Source organism: Agarivorans sp. MS3-6 (assembly GCF_054112545.1).
The window spans coordinates 634,398-654,217 of the sequence record NZ_CM134202.1; the positions used below are offsets into that span (position 1 = coordinate 634,398).

Annotated in this window: 16 protein-coding genes; 10 read left to right on the plus strand and 6 right to left on the minus strand. The window is 43.6% G+C overall.

From position 1 onward, the window contains the following. The first annotated feature begins 87 nt into the window (after positions 1-87). From nrdA to ACVFI8_RS02975, 5 genes are all read left to right on the plus strand, one after another. The gene (nrdA, locus tag ACVFI8_RS02955; RefSeq protein ID WP_457873001.1) at positions 88-2,373 is read left to right on the plus strand and encodes a class 1a ribonucleoside-diphosphate reductase subunit alpha; all 2,286 of its coding nucleotides are present in this window, start codon (positions 88-90) and stop codon (positions 2,371-2,373) included. 49 nt (positions 2,374-2,422) lie between these two features. After that, positions 2,423-3,553 carry a class Ia ribonucleoside-diphosphate reductase subunit beta gene (gene nrdB / locus ACVFI8_RS02960; RefSeq protein WP_248714912.1) on the plus strand — a complete coding sequence of 377 codons (1,131 nt, stop codon included), beginning with the start codon at positions 2,423-2,425 and terminating at the stop codon, positions 3,551-3,553. Next, positions 3,553-3,840 carry a class I ribonucleotide reductase maintenance protein YfaE gene (gene yfaE / locus ACVFI8_RS02965; protein ID WP_248714911.1) on the plus strand — a complete coding sequence of 96 codons (288 nt, stop codon included), beginning with the start codon at positions 3,553-3,555 and terminating at the stop codon, positions 3,838-3,840. The genes nrdB and yfaE overlap by 1 nt, the downstream gene beginning before the upstream one ends. Positions 3,841-3,968: 128 nt before the next feature. Continuing rightward, on the plus strand, positions 3,969-4,841 hold the full coding sequence (locus tag ACVFI8_RS02970) for a hypothetical protein (RefSeq protein ID WP_248714910.1): 873 nt from the start codon (positions 3,969-3,971) through the stop codon (positions 4,839-4,841). Positions 4,842-4,933: 92 nt separating this feature from the next. Further along, the gene (locus ACVFI8_RS02975) at positions 4,934-5,284 is read left to right on the plus strand and encodes a DUF3802 family protein (RefSeq protein WP_248714909.1); all 351 of its coding nucleotides are present in this window, start codon (positions 4,934-4,936) and stop codon (positions 5,282-5,284) included. A 9-nt stretch (positions 5,285-5,293) separates the two neighbouring features. Here the strand turns inward: ACVFI8_RS02975 and ACVFI8_RS02980 are convergent, their stop codons facing one another. Continuing rightward, positions 5,294-6,226: a LysR substrate-binding domain-containing protein gene (locus ACVFI8_RS02980; protein ID WP_248714908.1), complete on the minus strand. Its 933-nt coding sequence runs from the start codon at positions 6,224-6,226 to the stop codon at positions 5,294-5,296. A gap of 168 nt (positions 6,227-6,394) precedes the next feature. Here ACVFI8_RS02980 and ACVFI8_RS02985 point away from each other — a divergent pair, with 168 nt between their 5' ends. From ACVFI8_RS02985 to ACVFI8_RS03005, 5 genes are all read left to right on the plus strand, one after another. After that, on the plus strand, positions 6,395-7,615 hold the full coding sequence (locus tag ACVFI8_RS02985; protein ID WP_457873002.1) for a pyridoxal phosphate-dependent aminotransferase: 1,221 nt from the start codon (positions 6,395-6,397) through the stop codon (positions 7,613-7,615). Between the two features lie 131 nt (positions 7,616-7,746). Continuing rightward, on the plus strand, positions 7,747-9,048 hold the full coding sequence (locus ACVFI8_RS02990) for an anti-phage deoxyguanosine triphosphatase (protein ID WP_457873003.1): 1,302 nt from the start codon (positions 7,747-7,749) through the stop codon (positions 9,046-9,048). 266 nt (positions 9,049-9,314) lie between these two features. Next, positions 9,315-9,764: a CBS domain-containing protein gene (locus tag ACVFI8_RS02995; RefSeq protein ID WP_457873004.1), complete on the plus strand. Its 450-nt coding sequence runs from the start codon at positions 9,315-9,317 to the stop codon at positions 9,762-9,764. A 524-nt stretch (positions 9,765-10,288) separates the two neighbouring features. Continuing rightward, on the plus strand, positions 10,289-11,155 hold the full coding sequence (locus ACVFI8_RS03000) for a dienelactone hydrolase family protein (protein ID WP_457873005.1): 867 nt from the start codon (positions 10,289-10,291) through the stop codon (positions 11,153-11,155). Between the two features lie 51 nt (positions 11,156-11,206). After that, on the plus strand, positions 11,207-11,791 hold the full coding sequence (locus tag ACVFI8_RS03005; protein WP_457873006.1) for an acyl carrier protein phosphodiesterase: 585 nt from the start codon (positions 11,207-11,209) through the stop codon (positions 11,789-11,791). 136 nt (positions 11,792-11,927) lie between these two features. Here ACVFI8_RS03005 and aceA read toward each other — a convergent pair whose 3' ends face one another. The 5 genes from aceA to ACVFI8_RS03030 all read right to left on the minus strand — a co-directional run bounded on the left by aceA (position 11,928) and on the right by ACVFI8_RS03030 (position 19,654). Beyond that, the gene (gene aceA, locus ACVFI8_RS03010; protein WP_248714902.1) at positions 11,928-13,238 is read right to left on the minus strand and encodes an isocitrate lyase; all 1,311 of its coding nucleotides are present in this window, start codon (positions 13,236-13,238) and stop codon (positions 11,928-11,930) included. 948 nt (positions 13,239-14,186) lie between these two features. Then, positions 14,187-14,891, minus strand: coding sequence for a phosphate signaling complex protein PhoU (gene phoU, locus ACVFI8_RS03015; protein WP_248714901.1), 705 nt, complete (start codon positions 14,889-14,891; stop codon positions 14,187-14,189). Between the two features lie 25 nt (positions 14,892-14,916). Then, positions 14,917-15,735 carry a phosphate ABC transporter ATP-binding protein PstB gene (pstB, locus tag ACVFI8_RS03020; protein ID WP_248714900.1) on the minus strand — a complete coding sequence of 273 codons (819 nt, stop codon included), beginning with the start codon at positions 15,733-15,735 and terminating at the stop codon, positions 14,917-14,919. Between the two features lie 27 nt (positions 15,736-15,762). Next, the gene (gene pstA / locus ACVFI8_RS03025) at positions 15,763-17,418 is read right to left on the minus strand and encodes a phosphate ABC transporter permease PstA (RefSeq protein WP_248714899.1); all 1,656 of its coding nucleotides are present in this window, start codon (positions 17,416-17,418) and stop codon (positions 15,763-15,765) included. A gap of 22 nt (positions 17,419-17,440) precedes the next feature. Further along, positions 17,441-19,654 carry an ABC transporter permease subunit gene (locus ACVFI8_RS03030; RefSeq protein ID WP_457873007.1) on the minus strand — a complete coding sequence of 738 codons (2,214 nt, stop codon included), beginning with the start codon at positions 19,652-19,654 and terminating at the stop codon, positions 17,441-17,443. Between the last annotated feature and the right edge of the window lie 166 nt (positions 19,655-19,820).

A 19,820-nucleotide genomic window follows, 5' to 3' on the forward strand; every position in this document is an offset into this window, starting at 1 on the left:
ATGTAAAAAACACTATATCTAGTGGCTAAAGAAAAACAGAGCAACTAGATAAGCAATAGCGAAATTAGGATAATAGGCCCCCCCTTCATGAATAAAGATCTACTGGTAACCAAACGAAGCGGTAAACAAGAAGCGATCAACTTAGACAAGATCCACCGAGTGATTACTTGGGCCGCTAAAGGGCTTAATAATGTATCGGTATCGCAAGTAGAGCTTAAGTCACACATTCAGTTCTATTCGGGGATGGCCACTAAAGATATTCATGAAACCATTATTAAATCTGCAGCCGATTTAATCTCGCAAGAAACGCCAGACTACCAATTTTTAGCCGCGCGTTTAGCGGTATTCCACTTGCGTAAAAAAGCCTATGGCCAATTTGAGCCACCGAAGCTGTACGACCATGTGGTAAAACAGTGTGAAGCAGGTCGCTACGACATGCACTTGCTGCAAGACTACACGCCTGAAGAGTTTGCCCAAATGGATGATTTTATCGATCACTGGCGTGATATGGACTTCTCTTACGGTGCCGTTAAGCAATTAGAAGGCAAATACTTGGTTCAGAACCGAGTAAGCGGTGAAATTTACGAGAGTGCGCAATTTCTCTATATTCTGGTAGCCGCTTGTTTGTTTGCCCATTACGACAAATCGGTACGCTTGCAGTACATTCGTCGTTTTTATGATGCGACCTCGAAGTTTAAAATTTCATTACCTACACCGATTATGTCAGGTGTACGTACCCCTACGCGTCAATTTAGCTCTTGTGTACTGATTGAATGTGGCGATAGCTTAGAGTCTATAAACGCAACGGCGTCTTCTATTGTTACCTACGTGTCGCAACGTGCAGGCATTGGTATCAATGCTGGTCGCATTCGCGCCTTGGGCAGTGAAATACGCGGTGGTGAAGCCTTCCACACCGGCTGTATCCCTTTTTATAAATACTTCCAAACGGCAGTAAAATGTTGTTCGCAAGGCGGCGTTCGCGGTGGTGCAGCCACTATCTTCTACCCGTTTTGGCATTTAGAAGTAGAATCGTTATTAGTACTTAAAAATAACCGTGGTGTAGACGATAACCGAGTTCGTCACATGGACTACGGTGTGCAGCTAAACAAATTGATGTACCAGCGCTTGGTAAAAGGTGAAAACATCACCCTATTCTCGCCAAGTGATGCGCCTGGCCTTTACGATGCCTTCTTCCAAGACCAAGACGAGTTTGAACGTTTGTATGTGCAATACGAACAAGACTCAAACGTTCGTAAACAGTCGATTAAAGCGGTTGAGCTATTCTCACTGCTAATGCAAGAGCGCGCCTCTACTGGTCGTATTTACATTCAAAACGTCGACCACTGTAATACTCACAGCCCATTTGACCCAGTACAAGCGCCAGTGCGCCAATCTAACCTATGTTTAGAAATCGCCCTGCCAACTAAACCATTACAGCATGTACACGATGAGAATGGTGAAATTGCCTTGTGTACCCTCTCAGCCTTTAATTTAGGTGCGATTGAAAACCTGGATGAGCTTGAAGAGTTATCAGATTTAGCGGTACGTGCTTTAGACAGCTTATTAGATTACCAAGATTACCCAATATTAGCGGCTAAAAAAGGCTCTGATGGCCGCCGTACGCTTGGTATTGGTGTGATTAACTATGCCTACTACTTAGCTAAAAATGGCACCAAGTACAGTGATGGTAGTGCCAATAACCTGACCCACCGTACTTTTGAAGCGATTCAATACTGGTTATTGAAAGCCTCTATGCGCTTAGCCAAAGAACAAGGCGCTTGCCCAATGTTCAACGAGACCACTTATTCGCAGGGTATTTTACCTATCGACACTTATAAGAAGTCATTGGATACGCTGAGCAACGAGCCGCTACATTATGACTGGGAAGAGCTGCGCAACGAAATCACCACCCATGGCTTACGCAATTCAACCTTGTCAGCGCTGATGCCATCAGAGACTTCAAGCCAAATTTCTAACGCAACCAATGGCATTGAACCACCGCGTGGTTTCATTAGTGTTAAAGCCAGCAAAGACGGTATTCTTAAGCAAGTGGTTCCTGATTTTGAAAACGTTAAAGACAACTATGAGTTGTTGTGGGACATTCCCAATAACGACGGTTACTTACAACTCGTTGGTTTAATGCAAAAATTTGTAGACCAAAGCATCTCGGCCAACACAAACTATGACCCATCGCGTTTTGAAGGTAACCGTGTACCAATGAAAACGCTGATTGCCGACTTGCTAACCGCCTATAAATACGGGGTTAAAACGCTGTATTACCATAACACCCGAGACGGTGCTAGTGATCAACATGACAACATGAAACCAGAGCCAGAAGACGATGATTGCGCTGGCGGTGCATGTAAGATTTAAGCCAAGTTTACGCGCTCTAGCGCAACATGAATGTTTAGGAAAAATGTAGATGAGCTACTCAATTTTCACACTAGAAGCCAACGATGCCACTAAAGAGCCAATGTTCTTTGGGCAGCCGGTAAACGTGGCCCGTTATGACCAACAGCGTCATGAAATTTTCGAAAAACTAATCGAAAAACAACTGTCTTTTTTCTGGCGTCCAGAAGAAGTAGACGTAAGCCGAGATCGAATTGATTACAATAAGTTACCGGCTCACGAGCAGCATATTTTTATCAGTAACTTAAAGTACCAAACCCTATTAGACAGCATTCAAGGGCGCTCGCCTAATGTCGCCTTGCTGCCTTTGGTGAGTTTGCCAGAGCTAGAAACCTGGATAGAAACGTGGGCCTTTAGTGAAACTATTCACTCACGTTCATATACCCATATTATTCGTAATGTAATGGGTAATCCTGGTGAAGTGTTTGATGACATCATGCAAAATGAAGAAATTATCAAACGCGCTAACGATATTGCCGGTTACTATGATGACCTGATTCAAGCCACGTCTATTTACCATTTACACGGTGAAGGTCAGCATGAAGTTGATGGCACAATCCACAACATCACTATTCGCGAGCTAAAGAAAAAGCTTTATCTATGTTTGATGTCGGTAAACGTTTTAGAAGCGATTCGCTTCTACGTAAGCTTTGCTTGTTCATTTGCTTTTGCCGAGCGAGAGCTCATGGAAGGCAATGCCAAAATCATCAAACTGATTGCCCGTGACGAAGCCTTGCACCTTACCGGCACCCAGCACATGATCAACTTAATGCGCGAAGGTAAAGACGATCCAGAAATGGCCGAAATTGCTGCCGAGTGTGAAGTAGAAGCGTGGCGTATGTTTACCGATGCAGCAGAGCAAGAAAAACAATGGGCCAAGTATCTATTTAAAGATGGTTCAATGATTGGTCTGAACGAAGAAATACTGTGCCAATACGTTGAATATATTACTAATAGTCGTATGCAAGGTGTTGGCTTATTACCTTGCTTCGAAGATCGTAGCAATCCGATCCCTTGGATTAATTCTTGGTTAGTCTCTGACAACGTACAGGTAGCACCGCAAGAAGCTGAAATAAGTTCTTACCTAGTGGGCCAAATTGACTCTAGTATCCACGTAGATGATTTTGAGGACTTTGAACTGTAATGTCTCAACAAGAAGGGCGAGTTATTGCAGGTGGTATTGAGGTGGTCGTAGATGGCCACCACAAAAGCATTTTAGAGGCCTACGAGCAAGCTGGTTTTACCCCAGAGTACCACTGTCGTGAAGGTGTTTGTGGCGCCTGCCGAACCACCTTAGTGAAAGGCGAAGTGGAATACAGCCACACGCCTTTAGCGAACATCCCGCAAGGCCAAATACTCAGTTGTTGCAGCAAGCCCAAAGGCACTGTTGAGCTCGCAGAGTTACCCCCTGTAAAACAAAAAATAGCCTAAATCCCTCCAAACATTGCGAGCATGGCTGGCAATGCTTGGGCTATACTGTGAATAAGACCTTCAGTTTTACGCTTAATGACAGATAACAAAGATACGTCTTTTTTATTTGTGTTGCTTGTGAGGCCGTAATGATCATTCGACGCCAACCGCTGATTGTGATTAGTAGCTCCCTATTATTGATTACCGCTGTGCTTATTGGCTGGAAAGTCATGAGCGCGCCCGCCATTGGCGAAACCGCCATTTGTCGTGCGGCCATCGCCACCCATTTTATGCAACGCCAGTTAGGCCAAATACAAGCGCTGCCCGATTACCCTCACCAGTATGTTAGCGCTAGCCAAGTCGGTGATGTGCCTAAATCGATTGGCTGCCAGATTAGTGGGCAATTGATTAGCATAAGCGAACAACAACAAGCGCTCGCCAACCTCTATTTCCAACAGAAACGTCATCAAGTAGCGATCATCGTGCCTCGAGCAGCGGCGCCTAACCGAGTGAGGTTATTTACCCGAGAGCAACTGACCTTTCCGAAAGTGCGCTTAGCTAAACATGACTTAGCCACCGGCATTCATGAAATGTACGGTGAAGGATTTGATACCAACCAAGTGATTCAGCAAACGGTTGCCTTAGTAAAAGCCAATCATATTTGTGGGCAGTTAGAGCGCCAACAAGACTTAAAACTGTCACCGGTGCCAGTCGAAGATAGCTATATGAAGCAAGCTCATAAACTAACCCCTTATCTGATAAATTTGGTACAGCGCTCGCCACTTAATGTTGAAGAAATGCTTAAAACCAAGCAGCAAATTGCAGATCTAGAACAAGGATTTCAAAAAAATACCGAAAGCTTGGTAAGCTGGCTTAACAAAACCGAGAGCAGCACCCCGATAGATAAACGACTACTGGAATACCATTTACGCGATTTAAAACGGGCTAATCCGCGTTTAAATATACCGAGTTCATGTAATCAGGCCTATATCCACTCGGCAGAATTAACCCAAACCTTGTGATCGACAACAAAATTATTCTATGACAGGTTTTTTTACACCCTAATCGTTATACACTAGGCGAGCATTTTGAATATCGAGAGGAACTTTGCGCGATGGTTACAGATAGTGAAGGATACATTCAGCTTATAGGTTTTTTAACCGATAACTTGGCGTTGTTTGAGCATACTCGAACGCAACAAAACCCTTTGACTATATGCGACTACGTGACAGAGCAATTGGCTGAAAGCGTCATGTTAGTCTGCAGACAACATGAGCACCTAGACAGTGAGCATCGCTTTACCGTGATTAGAGAGATTGATTCGGTAGTGAATGACTTGGAACAAGTATTGTCAGGGGTATGGATGCGCAGCCCTACTCAGCAACAACTGCAATTTATTGATGAGTTTGTCGGCTTGATCAAAAACATGTTCGACAATCAACTTATCGCCATTGACCCTATTTAAGCCTGCCAATCACGATACATCTTCCTCATCAATGTTCTTAATGCCATCTAAATGGCTAAAGCAATGTTCACGGGCAATATTTAAGAAAGCATCGATATAAGCACTATCTTGATGACTTTGGTGTTTGGCTGCGTACAAGTTTTGCCATAATTTTCCATCACCCAAAGGCCGAGTAACGATATAACCTTTTTTAACATACTCGGTTAAGGCCCAGTTAGGCAGCACTGCAACCCCCCTACCACTTGCCACTAACTGCATCATCATAATGGTCATATCAACTTTTCGAATAGCCAAAGGTTCTACCCCTGCAGGGTCTAAAAACAAATTAAACAGATCTAAACGATGGCTATCTACCGGATAAGATATCAGTACTTGCTTGGCAAAATCTTCAGGTTCGATCAGCGCCTTCTTGGCTAAGGGATGATTTGGACTTAGCGCCAAGGTGGGCTGATAAGAAAAAAGCGGGGAAAAAATAATTCCCTCACTGGGTTGGGGATCAGAGGTAATCACCAGATCCAATTGCCCCTGAGCCAACTCGGGTAATGGTTCAAAGCTAAAGCCACTACTAAAATCTAGCTCTACGTCTGGCCACAACGCTCGGTAGTTGTCGATAGCAGGCATTAACCAGTTAAAACAGCTATGACACTCTATCGCAAGGTGCAAGCGCCCTGCTCCACCGTCAACTAAACGGGCTAATTCTCGCTCGGTATGCTGAACTTGTTCAATCACACTATCGGCTAAATCTAATACTCGTAAGCCAGCCATTGTGAAACGCAAGGGCTTAGTTTTACGCACAAATAGCTTAGCGCCAATGCGCGATTCTAAATCTTTAAGCTGATGAGACAAAGCCGATTGAGTCAAACACAAACGTTGAGCAGCCACCACTAAAGAGCCTGTTTCTCTGAGGGCTTGTAAGGTTTTTAGGTGTTTGAGTTCTAACATTGGCTCACAATATAAGGCTAAAATTTAGTTAAGTTTATCATTAAGTTGCTAGTACTCACTGTTTAACTAAACAAAAAACCAAGAAAAAACTAAATACTCTTAGCAAATACTTGCATGCAGCGGCAAAAAATAAGTTAATAGCCCTATTCGCCAACGGTCGTAAAAATCATGCATCAAATAGTCAAATCACATAAGCTCGACAACGTCTGTTATGACATTCGTGGTCCAGTACTGAAACAAGCCAAGCGCCTTGAAGAAGAGGGGCATAGAGTTCTTAAATTAAATATAGGCAATACCGCCGAATTTAATTTTGAAGCGCCAGAAGAAATTTTGGTCGATGTTATTCATAACCTGCCTACCGCTCAGGGTTATTGTGACTCGAAAGGATTGTTTTCCGCCCGCAAAGCGGTGATGCACCATTACCAACTGCAAGGGTTGCGCACAACCACCCTAGAAGATATTTATTTAGGTAACGGCGTTAGTGAGCTGATTGTTATGGCCATGCAAGCGCTATTAAACAACGGTGACGAAATGCTGGTACCGTCACCTGATTACCCTTTATGGACAGCTGCCGTAACGCTGTCAGGCGGCAATCCCGTTCATTACCAATGTGATGAAGAGGCGGACTGGTTCCCCGATATCGAAGACATACGCAGCAAAATCACGCCGCGAACCAAAGGCTTAGTGGTAATTAATCCGAATAATCCAACCGGTGCAGTATACAGCAAAGAAATATTGCTAGAGTTGGTAGAGCTGGCGCGTGAACATAACTTGATTTTGTTTGCTGACGAAATCTATTCAAAAGTGATATACGATCAAGCCCTACATATTCCAATGTCGACCTTGTCAGATGACGTACTAACACTCACCTTTAACGGCTTATCTAAAGCTTATCGAGTATGTGGTTTTCGTTCTGGTTGGCTACTCGTTAGCGGGCCTAAGCATCGGGCCAAAGATTATATTGACGGCTTAGACATGCTAGCTTCTATGCGCCTATGTGCCAATGTACCGGTGCAACATGCGATACAAACGGCATTAGGCGGCTATCAGAGTATTAATGAGTTGATTGTGCCTGGTGGGCGTTTATACGAGCAACGTAACCTGGCTTGGCAACTGCTTAACGATATTCCAGGGGTAAGTTGTGTAAAGCCGCAAGGTGCCATGTACTTATTTCCGAAACTTGATGTGAAAAAATTCAACATTAAGGACGACCAACAATTTGCCCTCGACTTGCTCCAACAAGAAAAAATCTTGGTGGTACAAGGTACCGGCTTCAATTGGTCTAAACCCGATCACTTCCGTATCGTGTTTTTACCACGAGAAGAAGAGTTGCGAGAAGCCATTGGCAAAATAGCCAACTTCTTAGAAGGTTACCGCCAAGCAGATTAAGCAAATACCTAAAAAGACTAAAGGGCGCTCACTAGCGCCTTTTTTTATCCGTGCTGTTTAGTATAAGGTCATGTAATTTTTAGAAAAGGTAGTGTAATGTAAATTAAACGCTTTAGCCTGGAGCTATCATCATGACCGAATTAAGCCAACAAGCTGGCACTGCGCGCTTCGCCGAAGAACAAAGCCAACGACGTAATGATCATAGAACCCCTTGGCAACGAGACCGCGCAAGGATCCTTCACTCAGCAGCATTTCGGCGTTTACAAAACAAGACTCAAGTATTGAGCATAGGCAACAATGACTTTTACCGAACTCGACTCACTCACTCTCTGGAAGTTGCCCAAATTGGCACCGGAATTGTCGGGCACCTGCAAGCCAAAAACCAAACCCTCAATAACTACCTTCCTGAGTTAAACCTCATTGAAAGTCTTTGTTTAGCCCACGACATTGGTCACCCCCCTTTCGGTCACGGCGGTGAAGTAGCTCTCAACTATATGATGCGCGACAATGGTGGTTTTGAAGGCAATGCTCAAACCTTTAGAATATTAACGAAATTAGAGCCCTATACCAAAGATGACGGGATGAATCTCACCCGCCGCACCCTATTAGGCATTATCAAGTATCCTTGTTTGCTAAGCCAATTACAGCGCCACCCCTTACCACCTGTCGCTAAAAGCTTTAGGCAGCTTAAAGTAGCAGATTGGACCCCAGCTAAAGGGATTTATGACGACGACCAGAGCCTTTATAACTGGGTTCTGGCTAGCTTAAGCGCTAAAGATAGCGATCGTTTCACCCAATCCAAAACAGTAAACCCTTTACGCCATAAAAAATCCATTTATAAGTCTTTAGATTGCTCGATCATGGAGTTAGCTGACGATATCGCCTATGGGGTTCATGATTTAGAAGATGCCATTGTAATGGGGATCGTCAATCGACAAGACTGGCAAGAGCAAGTGGCTTCGGCCATTGCCGATATTAAACAATGCTGGTTGGCCGATGAAATAGGCGCGCTATCAGTAAAGCTCTTTAGCCGCCACCATTATGACCAAAAAGATGCTATTGGCAGCTTAGTTAATGCGTTTATCACATCAATAAGCTTGCAAGCACAGCAGCGCTTTGATGAGCCATTGCTCGATTTAAAAGCACAGATGGCCCCTCCCATGGCGCAAGCCTTAGAGGTGCTTAAGCGCTTTGTACTACATTACGTTATCCAGACGCCCGAGATTGAAATGGTGCGCTTTAAGGGGCAGCAAGTCGTAATGGAGTTATTTCAAGCATTTGCCAGTGACCCAGAGCGCTTATTGCCGTTAAATACTCGAGTTCGTTGGTTAAAAGCTGGTGAAGACCAAGAGAACCCAGCGAGAGTTATTGCCGACTATATTGCGGGTATGACCGATGACTATGCTAATCGACTATTCCAGACCTTATTTTAATAAGCTCAACCACCAGACTAAGCGCCCCTAGATACAACACTGCGTTTAATCGCTTTAGTTCTATTTGCGGTAACAGACAGCATAGAATGCAGTATAAGTTTGCTTAATAAGCAAATTTTCTGCTGCTTTTTTTCTGATTTTTCAAGCTACTCGACAACTCTCACTGACTAAAAACCAAACCGTCAAATTCGTTGATTTTTATCAAGCCGTTTTCAGCATAAGCTTCTAAATTTAAAGGTGAGTGTAACTAAAAAGAGGCGACCGTTATGATTAAAGTATCAGACATCATGACAACTAATCCGCACACTGTTTTTGAGCAGACGACCTTAGAAGAGGCCGTTAGCTTGTGTAAAGAACATAAAATCCGTCATCTACCGATTATTGATGTAAACGAACACTTGATCGGTTTAGTCAGTGAGCGGACTTTACTTGCCGCGCAAGAATCATCGCTAAGCAAAACCACCGCTTCACAACGCCGCGCCCATGAACAACAAGTCATGCTTAAACATATTATGCTAACTAAATTGCATACCGTTGCTCCAGCAGCCGGAGTAGAAGAAGCAGCCAGGCATATAGAACGGTATCGAATAGGCTGTTTACCTGTTGTAGAGGGCAAAAAGCTCATCGGGATAATTACTGATACCGACTTCGTGGGAGTGGCAATCTCCTTATTAGAAATGCTGGCAGAGCAAGAACCTATCGCCCCTGATAACTAAGTAACATTACAACATATAATGAAAATTAGGTGATGTAGGTCTCAATGGCCAGGCTAAACTTTACTATTTTAGTAAAAAAATTACATAAAGAGATTGTTTTGTGAGCGACATCACGTTATTATCAAATCATAAATCGCTAGGTGCTCTCATCCTATAGCGTCTTTTCAGCCGATACTGAAATTGTCGATTTATGGGGCTTACTAATAGCCCGCTAATTTGCCTTTGCAATAGCATGTATTAGTCATTCCTTATGTTTTTTTAGTCCAGCCTCGCGCTGGATTTTTTTTTTGCCTAACGGTTAACGCAGGCGGTTGTCGCGCAAACACTAGTCAATAAAAAACCATTAACCCAATTGCAAACGTAGTCACATCATTTTCAATAGTGGAGCTCTAACTTTAAAACGTTTCTGCTTGGCCGGTTGCTGTTATATGCTTACCTTCAACAACCTCAGTGTACTCAAGACTGTTTTTTGAAACATACACTGCGAGTAACCACCATCACCTCTGCTAAAGGGTAAGCTAACGATGCACCTGGTTTTCCGCTTCTTTGCGCTATTTTTGTTCACTGTCAGCATAGCTAGTGTAGCTGACGACATAGGCGAAACAGTTTGGATCCCAATGTCCGACCCGGGGGTATTCTGGGATAGCCAGATAAAGCTAGAAGCCACCTTATATATGCCCGAAGGTGAAGGGCCTTTTCCCTTAGTCGTGTTTAATCATGGCTCAACTGGCCCAGGTATTATTGAAGAAAACCTAAGCATTAGGCCTTGGGGTTTAGCGGCTTTCTTGACTCAACAAAATATCGCGTTATTGGTACCAATGCGCCGAGGGCGAGGGTTATCAGAAGGCGATTACAATGAATCATATAACTGCAGTGTTAATAGCGTAGAAGCAGGCTTACGTTACGCGTCACAAAGCTTAGATGCCGCTTTTGCTTTTATCAAAGAACAACCTTGGGTTGACCCAAATAGAATAGTAATTAGTGGCAATTCACGGGGCGGTCTGCTTTCGGTTATTTACGCCGCAAAACATGCTGAATTATTTAAAGGTGTAGTCAATTTCTCAGGTGGTTGGATGGGCGAGCAGTGCCAAATAAATGCCCCCAGTGCTAGCAACGTAGGCTTGTTCACCAACGCGGGTAAAACTAGCCCTCTGCCTCACTTATTTATATATGGGCATAATGATGCTTATTACTCTGATGAGGCGATTCAAAGCTATATAAGCGCATTTAAAAAAGGCGGTGGGCAAGTGGACTTTCAATTTTACCAATTAGGTAACGAAGTAAACGGCCACGAAATTTTTTATAAACATGCCGATTTGTGGTTATTTGGTTTTAACCAGTTTTTACAACAAACAGGTATGGTCAGTAACACCCCATTGACTGAAGAATAGATAGCGAAATAAATCACTGCACAGAACAGCCCACTAATATATGCTTAAGCGATGAACTATCTTGCGCATTTCCATATCGCCCAGCATACCTCAACCTCCATTTCTGGCGCTTTACTGGGTGACTTCGTAAAGGGTAATCAATGGCAAGACTACCCACTCGTCACTCAACTTGGGATCTTGCTACATCGGCAAGTAGATAGCTTTACCGATCAACACATCGCTGCCGAGAAAATAAGCCTGTGTTTTCAACCTGCCCTGCGTCGCTACAGTGGAATAGCCTTAGATGTTTACTTTGACCACTTGCTCACTCAGCAATGGGAAAACTACGCGTCACTCCCGCTCAACACGTTCATAAAGCATTGTTACCAGCAACTAAAGACATCCCCCTTAAATGACCGAGCCTTAGTCACGGCAAACCATATGCGTGAATATAATTGGTTAAAACAATATCAAACCAGAGACAACATTAAGCTTACGCTACAAGCGATAAGTAAACGCTTACGTCGCCCAGTACGATTAGACTTACTGATGGATGATATTGATAAGCATGAAGCAGTCATTGAAGCCGTATTTATCAGGCTTTATCCGCAAGTACTTTATAGGGCTGAGCAGTTTGTTAAACAACAAAGCCTATAACTGGGCTCGTCGCTTAGCTAAGTGAGCGCTTACAAGGTAAGCTACATTGACAAAAATAAAGAGCAGCTCAAGAGCTGCTCAAAGGGTATTAACTTAGCTTTTTATTATTGGTTTTATACTTAGCTTAACTAAGCGTTTAGCTAAATTGCTCTTCTTCGGTAGAGCCAGTTAACGCGGTGACTGAAGACTGACCACCTTGAATCACGTTAGTTACTTGGTCAAAATATCCGGTACCTACTTCTTGTTGGTGCGCGACAAAGGTATAACCACGGTCAGCAGCCTGGAACTCTTTCTCTTGAACCATGTTCACATAGTGCTTCATGCCTTCACCTTGAGCGTAATTATGCGCGAGGTCGAACATGTTGTACCACATGTTATGGATACCGGCTAAAGTGATGAACTGGTACTTGTAGCCCATGTCACTCAGTTCTTGTTGGAACTTAGCAATTGTTTCGTCATCAAGGTTTTTACGCCAGTTGAAAGAAGGAGAACAGTTATAGGCTAATAGCTGGTCTGGGTATTTAGCATGGATGGCTTCAGCAAACTTACGGGCTTCTTCTAAGCACGGAGTAGCCGTTTCACACCAAATCAAATCCGCATACTCGGCATACGCAAGACCGCGACTAATCGCTTGGTCTATACCGGCATTTACTTTGTAAAAGCCTTCAGCGGTGCGTTCGCCTTGAACAAACTCTGCATCATAGGGATCAACATCAGAGGTGAGTAAGTCTGCGGCATTGGCATCAGTACGTGCAATCACCAAGGTGGGGACTCCAGCAACGTCAGCTGCAAAGCGAGCCGCCACTAGTTTTTGTACTGCTTCTTGGGTTGGAACCAATACTTTACCGCCCATATGGCCACATTTTTTCACTGACGCGAGCTGATCTTCAAAGTGGACACCTGCCGCGCCCGCCTTGATCATATTTTTCATTAATTCGAACGCATTTAATACGCCACCAAAGCCAGCTTCCGCATCGGCCACAATAGGTAAGAAGTAATCTAAGCCACCATTTGCAGGTGATAATCCATTTGCCCATTGAATTTGGTCAGCTCGTTGGAAAGAATTATTAATACGCTCGACGACTTTTGGCACAGAGTCTACCGGATACAAAGACTGATCGGGATACATGCTTGATGCTGAGTTGTTATCCGCCGCTACCTGCCAACCAGACAAGTAAATAGCTTCAATACCTGCTTTAGCTTGCTGCACAGCTTGGCCGCCAGTAAGAGCGCCTAGGCAATTTACGTAACCTTTTTTGGCTTGACCATTGACTAAAGACCATAGTTTTTCAGCACCGTGACGGGCAATGGTATTTTCTGGAATGACTGAACCGCGCAATTTAACCACTTCTTCAGCGCTATAAGGACGCTTAACTCCTTTCCAGCGAGGGTTTTCGGCCCAGTCTTTTTCTAATGCTTGAATTTGCTGTTCTCTTGTTAATGTCATGTTCAATCCCTCTTAGACTTCTATTCCTAAGTACAGCAAGCTGTACTGCATATTCACGTAGGTTATTTAAGGCCGCTTATGATTGCGGATTGCCTTATGGCTATGGGTCAATTGACCGATAAAATATGGCTGAGTACTTTTAGTTATTGTTGTTTTATCTAAAAATACTAAGCCAAAGTTTGGGGAGCTCTATTCAGCCTTATTATTGCTATTGGCTGAGGCCTTTCCCCCCGTTTCTAGCGTTAATGATGTGAACGCTTTTTTTTACTGCGTTTATCACATCAAATTGGTCGACTATATACTCATTCCCGCTCGGCCCTGACTAGGGCCCTGTTTATTGGCTTATACAGGTCAAAAACTGTAATCATCTTGTATCTGCCAGAAAACTTACATAAAAAACAAAGTAATTCCAACACTGTTAAAACTAAAGTATTACAGGCTCATATTTTAAAACGCTTGTTTCAAAACCACTTCAAGAGCCTGTTTTTTATACCACCCAATAAACAAAACGCAAAGCTTTTTTTAAAGTATTAACTCTAATTAGCCAACAAGACATTAACATACCGTTTACCACTAAGGTCTCAAATGGTTGTAAAATTACGAAAATTAATTACAAATTAAGGAGTAACAAAGAAAACACTGCAACAACCTTTACGTTTACGTAAAGGTAATGGGTATATTGCATTTACAAATAAGAACAATTGAATAGCTAATTATTCAAATAAAGCATGTGCTTACACGTCATTTTAAACGGCCGTTTAAAATATTAGCAGGTAGGATATTTATCAGAATAAATTTACAAAGAAGCTGAAGGACCCACAGATCGTTATAATACAAAAGTTTTTGTATTCACTGCTCAGACCAGAAAATTGAAAATAAAATAAAATAAATTTTACTTAAAGTAAAAAAGCTGACGTGAAGTCAGCTTTTCTCAGGCTAGTTTTAAGACTAAAGCAGTTTTTCTACTTCATCACCGGCTAAATGCCGTACGTCTTTACCTCGTACAAAATAAATAATGTACTCTGCAATGTTTTGACAACGGTCCCCTACTCGCTCTATGGCACGAGCAGCACTTAGGGCGTCAAGCACCTGAGGGATTGAACGAGGATCTTCCATCATGTAAGTCATTAGCTCACGAATCAATCGCTCATACTCTTTATCCACCTTCTTATCTTCTTGGTGAACCCTCCACGCCATATCAACATCCATACGGGCAAAGCCATCGAGTACATCGTGCAGCATCTTAGCGGTATGCTGACCTAAATGCTCCAGGCTGGTTAACGACGCTTTAAAGGGTTTATCCATATTGCGCTCAACCATTCGAGCAATACTTTCAGCAGCATCGCCAATTCGCTCTAGGTCGGCAATGGTTTTAATGATTGCCATAATCACCCGTAGGTCACTCGCTGCCGGTTGGCGTTTAGCAATGATACGGGTACATTCTTCATCAATAGCCACTTCGTAAGAATTGACTTTGCTATCGGTAGAAATAACCTTATTGACTAACTCGGCATCGGGACGGTTTAACAAACTCAAGGCGTCATTGAGTTGCTGTTCAACTAAGCCCCCCATTGCCATAATTTGATTACGCACATGATCGAGTTCAGCATTAAACTGACCAGATATGTGTTTGTTCATGTTCAACTTATCCATAATTATTCCTCAGCTACGGACTTTATTAACCGTAACGGCCAGTAATGTAATCTTCAGTTTGTTTCTTCGCGGGTGTTGTAAACAAGGTATTAGTATCAGCATACTCCACCATATCGCCCATATACATAAAGGCGGTTTGATCTGATACACGCGCCGCTTGTTGCATGTTGTGAGTAACTATCACTACCGTATAACGACTCTTCAAGTCGTTGATTAATTCTTCGATAGTTAGAGTCGAAATGGGATCAAGTGCAGATGTTGGCTCATCCAATAACAGCACTTCGGGTTCAATGGCAATAGCACGAGCAATGACCAAACGTTGCTGCTGTCCACCAGATAAACCAAATGCATTTTCATGCAAGCGGTCTTTTACTTCTTCCCACAATGCAGCGCCGCGCAGCGAACGTTCTACTGCTTCATCTAATACCCGGCGATCTTTCACACCTTGCAGGCGCAATCCATACACCACATTTTCGTAGATAGACTTAGGAAAGGGATTAGGACGTTGAAATACCATCCCCACATTACGGCGCAAAGCCGCTACATCGACACTCTTATCGTAGATATTTTGCCCATGCAGCAAGATTTCGCCACTGATTTTACAAATATCGACTAAGTCGTTCATGCGGTTGATACAACGTAACAAGGTTGACTTACCGCAGCCTGAAGGGCCAATAAACGCGGTAACTTGCCCCTTAGGAATCTTCATCGATACGTCAAATAAGGCCTGCTTATTCCCGTAATGTAGATTCAAGTTTTTTACTTCTAAGGCTGTTTGTTCTGCACTTAAGTTAGCCAAGTCTATTTTTGTATCTCGACTGTTTTCTGTATTCAAAGAAATCATTATTTTTCCTACAAATTTGCCGTTAGCTTATTGGTCTAACGTTTTAAACTTTTCACGTAAACGGTTACGGATCTGAATCGCAGCTAGGTTTAAACCTATGATAACCGTGACTAACAAGAAGGCTGTCGCGTAAACCAGTGGTCGAGCGGCCTCTACATTCGGACTTTGGAAACCCACATCATAAATATGAAAACCTAAGTGCATAAATTTACGCTCTAGGTGAACAAACGGGAAGTTTCCATCTAATGGTAAGGTGGGCGCTAACTTCACCACCCCTACTAGCATCAAAGGTGCTACTTCACCGGCCGCCCGCGCTACCGCCAAGATTAAACCGGTCATAATGGCTGGGCTGGCCATGGGAATAACAATTCGCCATAGGGTTTCAGCCTTGGTTGCACCTAAGGCTAATGAGCCTTGGCGCACTGCACTAGGGATCCGTGATAAACCCTCTTCCGTGGAAACAATCACCACAGGCAAAGTCAAAATGGCTAAGGTTAACGCCGACCACATCACACCTGGCGAGCCAAAAGTAGGTGTTGGTAATGACTCGGTGTAGAACAATGAATCGATACTCCCACCCAGCATATACACGAAGAAACCTAAGCCAAATACGCCATACACAATAGAAGGAACACCCGCTAAGTTAATCACTGCGATTCGAATCAAACGGGTAAAGCTGTTATTGCCAGCGTATTCGTGCAAATAAATAGCGGCTACAACACCCAGCGGGGTCACAATCACCGCCATTAGCATAACCATGAATACTGTACCAAAAATGGCAGGAAATACTCCCCCCTCAGTATTCGCTTCACGAGGCTCATCGACAATAAACTTGCCCGCTTGGTGAACCCAATGGCCAGCTTTTTGGAACCAGTTCATCTCATTAGGGAAGAACACGTCCAACACGTTATCCATAGGAATCGTGACTAACTCTCCGCGCATATCACGAATAATTAACTGGTCACGTCGTGCATCATCGCGATAAGCAAACAATTGCTTCTCTAACACTAAGTAGTCTTGATGCAATTGCTCGGCATCGGCTTCGATACTGGCTAATAGCGTATCGTTAAGCTCACCATTCATTTCAAGCTTACGTTGCTTTAAACGCAGGCGCTCAAGCTTGTAGTTGATGCTACCAATATCATGACGCTGCAAAGAATCCGCTTGTTTAATGATGCCATTAGAACGTTCTAGCAATTCAAATAGCTGAGCATGCTCGCTATCAGCGGCGGCATCTATGGTGTCACTACCCTTTACAATACCTTCTACATAACCATAAAAGTTACCGTTGGTTCTACGTTCAACCACGGCCACATTGGAGGGAACACGTTTAGACAAGATTTCATTTTCGGTTAACCAGCGAAAATCCAAATTTACGTATTCACGGTTACCGGTCTTAATCAGTATCCTTTCAACAAAATCACCTTTTAGGCCTTCAGTATTAGCACCAGACGCATGTAAACGCTCAATTGGCACCAATTCGGTTTCATAAAGCTCACCAATGACCGTTTCATTTTTACCATACTGATTAACTTCCATTTCAAGCACTGGGCTTGGCCAGAAATAAACTAAACCGCGGGCAGCGATTAATAGCAGCAAACCTATTACTGCTACCAAGCTAATGCTTACTGCACCGGCTGTCATCCAAATCCACGGGTTACCTGATTTAAACCACTTATTCATCGGTTATTTCCCATATCCCTATTTACAGCGAGCTGTATTTTTCGCGAAGACGCTGACGAACAAATTCAGCAATCGTGTTAAATATGAAGGTAAACACAAACAATACGAACGCGGCTAAAAACAGCACTCGATAGTGTGAGCTTCCAACTTCTGACTCTGGCATTTCTACCGCAATGTTTGCCGCTAAAGTACGCATCCCTTGGAAAATACTCCAATCCATCACTGGCGTGTTACCCGTCGCCATTAATACGATCATAGTTTCACCAACCGCACGGCCTAAGCCCATCATCACGGCAGAGAAGATACCAGGGCTTGCGGTCAGAATGACCACCTTAGTTAAGGTTTGCCATGGCGTAGCGCCTAGCGCCAAGGAACCATTACTCAAGTGCTTAGGCACAGAGAAAATAGCATCTTCAGCGATCGAGAAAATCGTAGGGATAACTGCGAAACCCATTGCTAAGCCCACTACCATAGAATTACGCTGGTCGAAGTTAATGCCTAACTCATTGGTTAGGTAAAGACGCGCGTCTCCATCAAACATCCAAGCTTCTAGCATTGGGCTAAGCTGAATACAGCCCCAGCCAATAAATATTACTACCGGAATTAGCACCAACACATCACAGCCTTCGGGCATCATCTGTCGCAGTTTCTTAGGTAATTTTGACCACGCAAACGCAGTGGCTAAAAATCCAATAGGCAACAACAGCATGATGGCTATAACACCGGGTAGATTGTCTTCAATCAGTGGCGCTAGCCACAAACCAGCCAAAAAGCCCAAAATTACCGTAGGTAAGGCTTCCATAATTTCGACGGTAGGCTTGACCACTTTGCGTAATGAAGGGGACATAAAGTAGGCAGTGTAAATCGCGCCTGCGAGCGCAATAGGTGCGGCAAATAACATCGCATAAAGCGCCGCTTTTATCGTACCAAACGATATTGGTACCAAGCTAAGCTTAGGTTCAAAGTCATCACTGGCTGACGTCGACTGCCAAACATACTGGGGTTCTGGGTAGCCTTCGTACCAAATTTTACTCCATAAGGCACGCCAGGTTACCTCTGGGTGCTCATTATCAACGTGATAAAACTCTAACCCGGCAGCCGTTTCACTCAAAAGCCCACTAGCGCGCGGTGAAAAGGCCAAACTTAAACTGTTACTACTATTGGTATCTTCGCGAACTAAGCGACCGCCGCCAGTGGTATGAAATATCGAAATAGCGCCATCTTCGGTGCCAACAGCAAACCCTTTACGGAAGTACTCAACACCTATATCGAGAATGTTAGCGCCCGCATCAAACTCCCGAATTTGGGTCAGTTTTCGCGCGCCATTTTTCGCTACATCAAACCATTGAGACACTTTACCGTTGTCGTTAGCAACAATTAACGAGCTCGCGCCAGTTAACAACGCCACGTTAGTGACATTGGCATTACTGCTATTAATAAAGTCTACCGAGGTGAGTTTTACATCATCAACATCTGAAATATTGTAGTTGGCTAACTGATTACCACTTCGAATATATAAGCGGCGTAAATCAGGCGTCACCAGCATTTGATCTACGGTTTTTGACAAGCTAGGAATCGTAGCACGCGACGCCACCCATTCTAAAGACTCGCTGAACATGTCTTCTTCAGCTTCCAATCGAACCAGTAAGCCACGCCCATCATCAGTAATGGCAGCAAAAACCGCAGACTCTTCTTCACGCTCAAAAGCCAATTTAGTAATCGCATGCCCTTGGTCGTCGATGCTTAAAGGGGCATCTCCCATTGGGTAGGCTAAACTTGGCGTTATTAGACGCTTATCATTGGGGTAGCTCACACTGAACTTAGGAGCCACCACATAGGCTTCACCTTGTTCTGTCGCATAAGCCACTAAACCCTGATTAGGTACTGTACGGTCAGCGGCGGTAATGTTGGCCTCTAGCTGATAGTCGTCAAACTCGCGCTGTCCATCGGTTAAATTGAAAAAACGTAAACGCCCATCAGCATTGAAGCGATAAGCAATTTCATTTTGTTCTTCCACGCCGATAGCAATGGTACTACTGTTGTCATGCAGTGGAATAGTCTTCAATTTTTCTAGGCTGGCCCCATAAAAAATAGGCGCAACAACATATAATAAGTAGAAGAAGATTAAGATTAGCGCCAAAAGCACCACTATTCCGCCAGCACTTACGCCCCAGCGGGTTAGTCGATCCTTAATTTGCCGCTGGGCACTGCTATTAAATGACACTGACTGCGTCATATATCCCTCACAATTTAATAGGTCTGGCGAAAGTATATGGCAGTTTTATGACACTATTGTTACAGAGTGAAATACTAAAAAAAAAGTCACTTATAACAGCCGAAAATGCGGCGATAACACTATCTTTAGCAACTCAATATGACAATAATATGTATCTAATATTAAA

Coding starts and splice junctions, on each gene's coding strand:
- nrdA (WP_457873001.1), top strand. CDS start 88: ATGAATAAAGATCTACTGGTAACCAAACGAAGCGGTAAACAAGAAGCG.
- nrdB (WP_248714912.1), top strand. CDS start 2,423: ATGAGCTACTCAATTTTCACACTAGAAGCCAACGATGCCACTAAAGAG.
- yfaE (WP_248714911.1), top strand. CDS start 3,553: ATGTCTCAACAAGAAGGGCGAGTTATTGCAGGTGGTATTGAGGTGGTC.
- ACVFI8_RS02970 (WP_248714910.1), top strand. CDS start 3,969: ATGATCATTCGACGCCAACCGCTGATTGTGATTAGTAGCTCCCTATTA.
- ACVFI8_RS02975 (WP_248714909.1), top strand. CDS start 4,934: ATGGTTACAGATAGTGAAGGATACATTCAGCTTATAGGTTTTTTAACC.
- ACVFI8_RS02980 (WP_248714908.1), bottom strand. CDS start 6,226: ATGTTAGAACTCAAACACCTAAAAACCTTACAAGCCCTCAGAGAAACA.
- ACVFI8_RS02985 (WP_457873002.1), top strand. CDS start 6,395: ATGCATCAAATAGTCAAATCACATAAGCTCGACAACGTCTGTTATGAC.
- ACVFI8_RS02990 (WP_457873003.1), top strand. CDS start 7,747: ATGACCGAATTAAGCCAACAAGCTGGCACTGCGCGCTTCGCCGAAGAA.
- ACVFI8_RS02995 (WP_457873004.1), top strand. CDS start 9,315: ATGATTAAAGTATCAGACATCATGACAACTAATCCGCACACTGTTTTT.
- ACVFI8_RS03000 (WP_457873005.1), top strand. CDS start 10,289: ATGCACCTGGTTTTCCGCTTCTTTGCGCTATTTTTGTTCACTGTCAGC.
- ACVFI8_RS03005 (WP_457873006.1), top strand. CDS start 11,207: ATGAACTATCTTGCGCATTTCCATATCGCCCAGCATACCTCAACCTCC.
- aceA (WP_248714902.1), bottom strand. CDS start 13,238: ATGACATTAACAAGAGAACAGCAAATTCAAGCATTAGAAAAAGACTGG.
- phoU (WP_248714901.1), bottom strand. CDS start 14,891: ATGGATAAGTTGAACATGAACAAACACATATCTGGTCAGTTTAATGCT.
- pstB (WP_248714900.1), bottom strand. CDS start 15,735: ATGATTTCTTTGAATACAGAAAACAGTCGAGATACAAAAATAGACTTG.
- pstA (WP_248714899.1), bottom strand. CDS start 17,418: ATGAATAAGTGGTTTAAATCAGGTAACCCGTGGATTTGGATGACAGCC.
- ACVFI8_RS03030 (WP_457873007.1), bottom strand. CDS start 19,654: ATGACGCAGTCAGTGTCATTTAATAGCAGTGCCCAGCGGCAAATTAAG.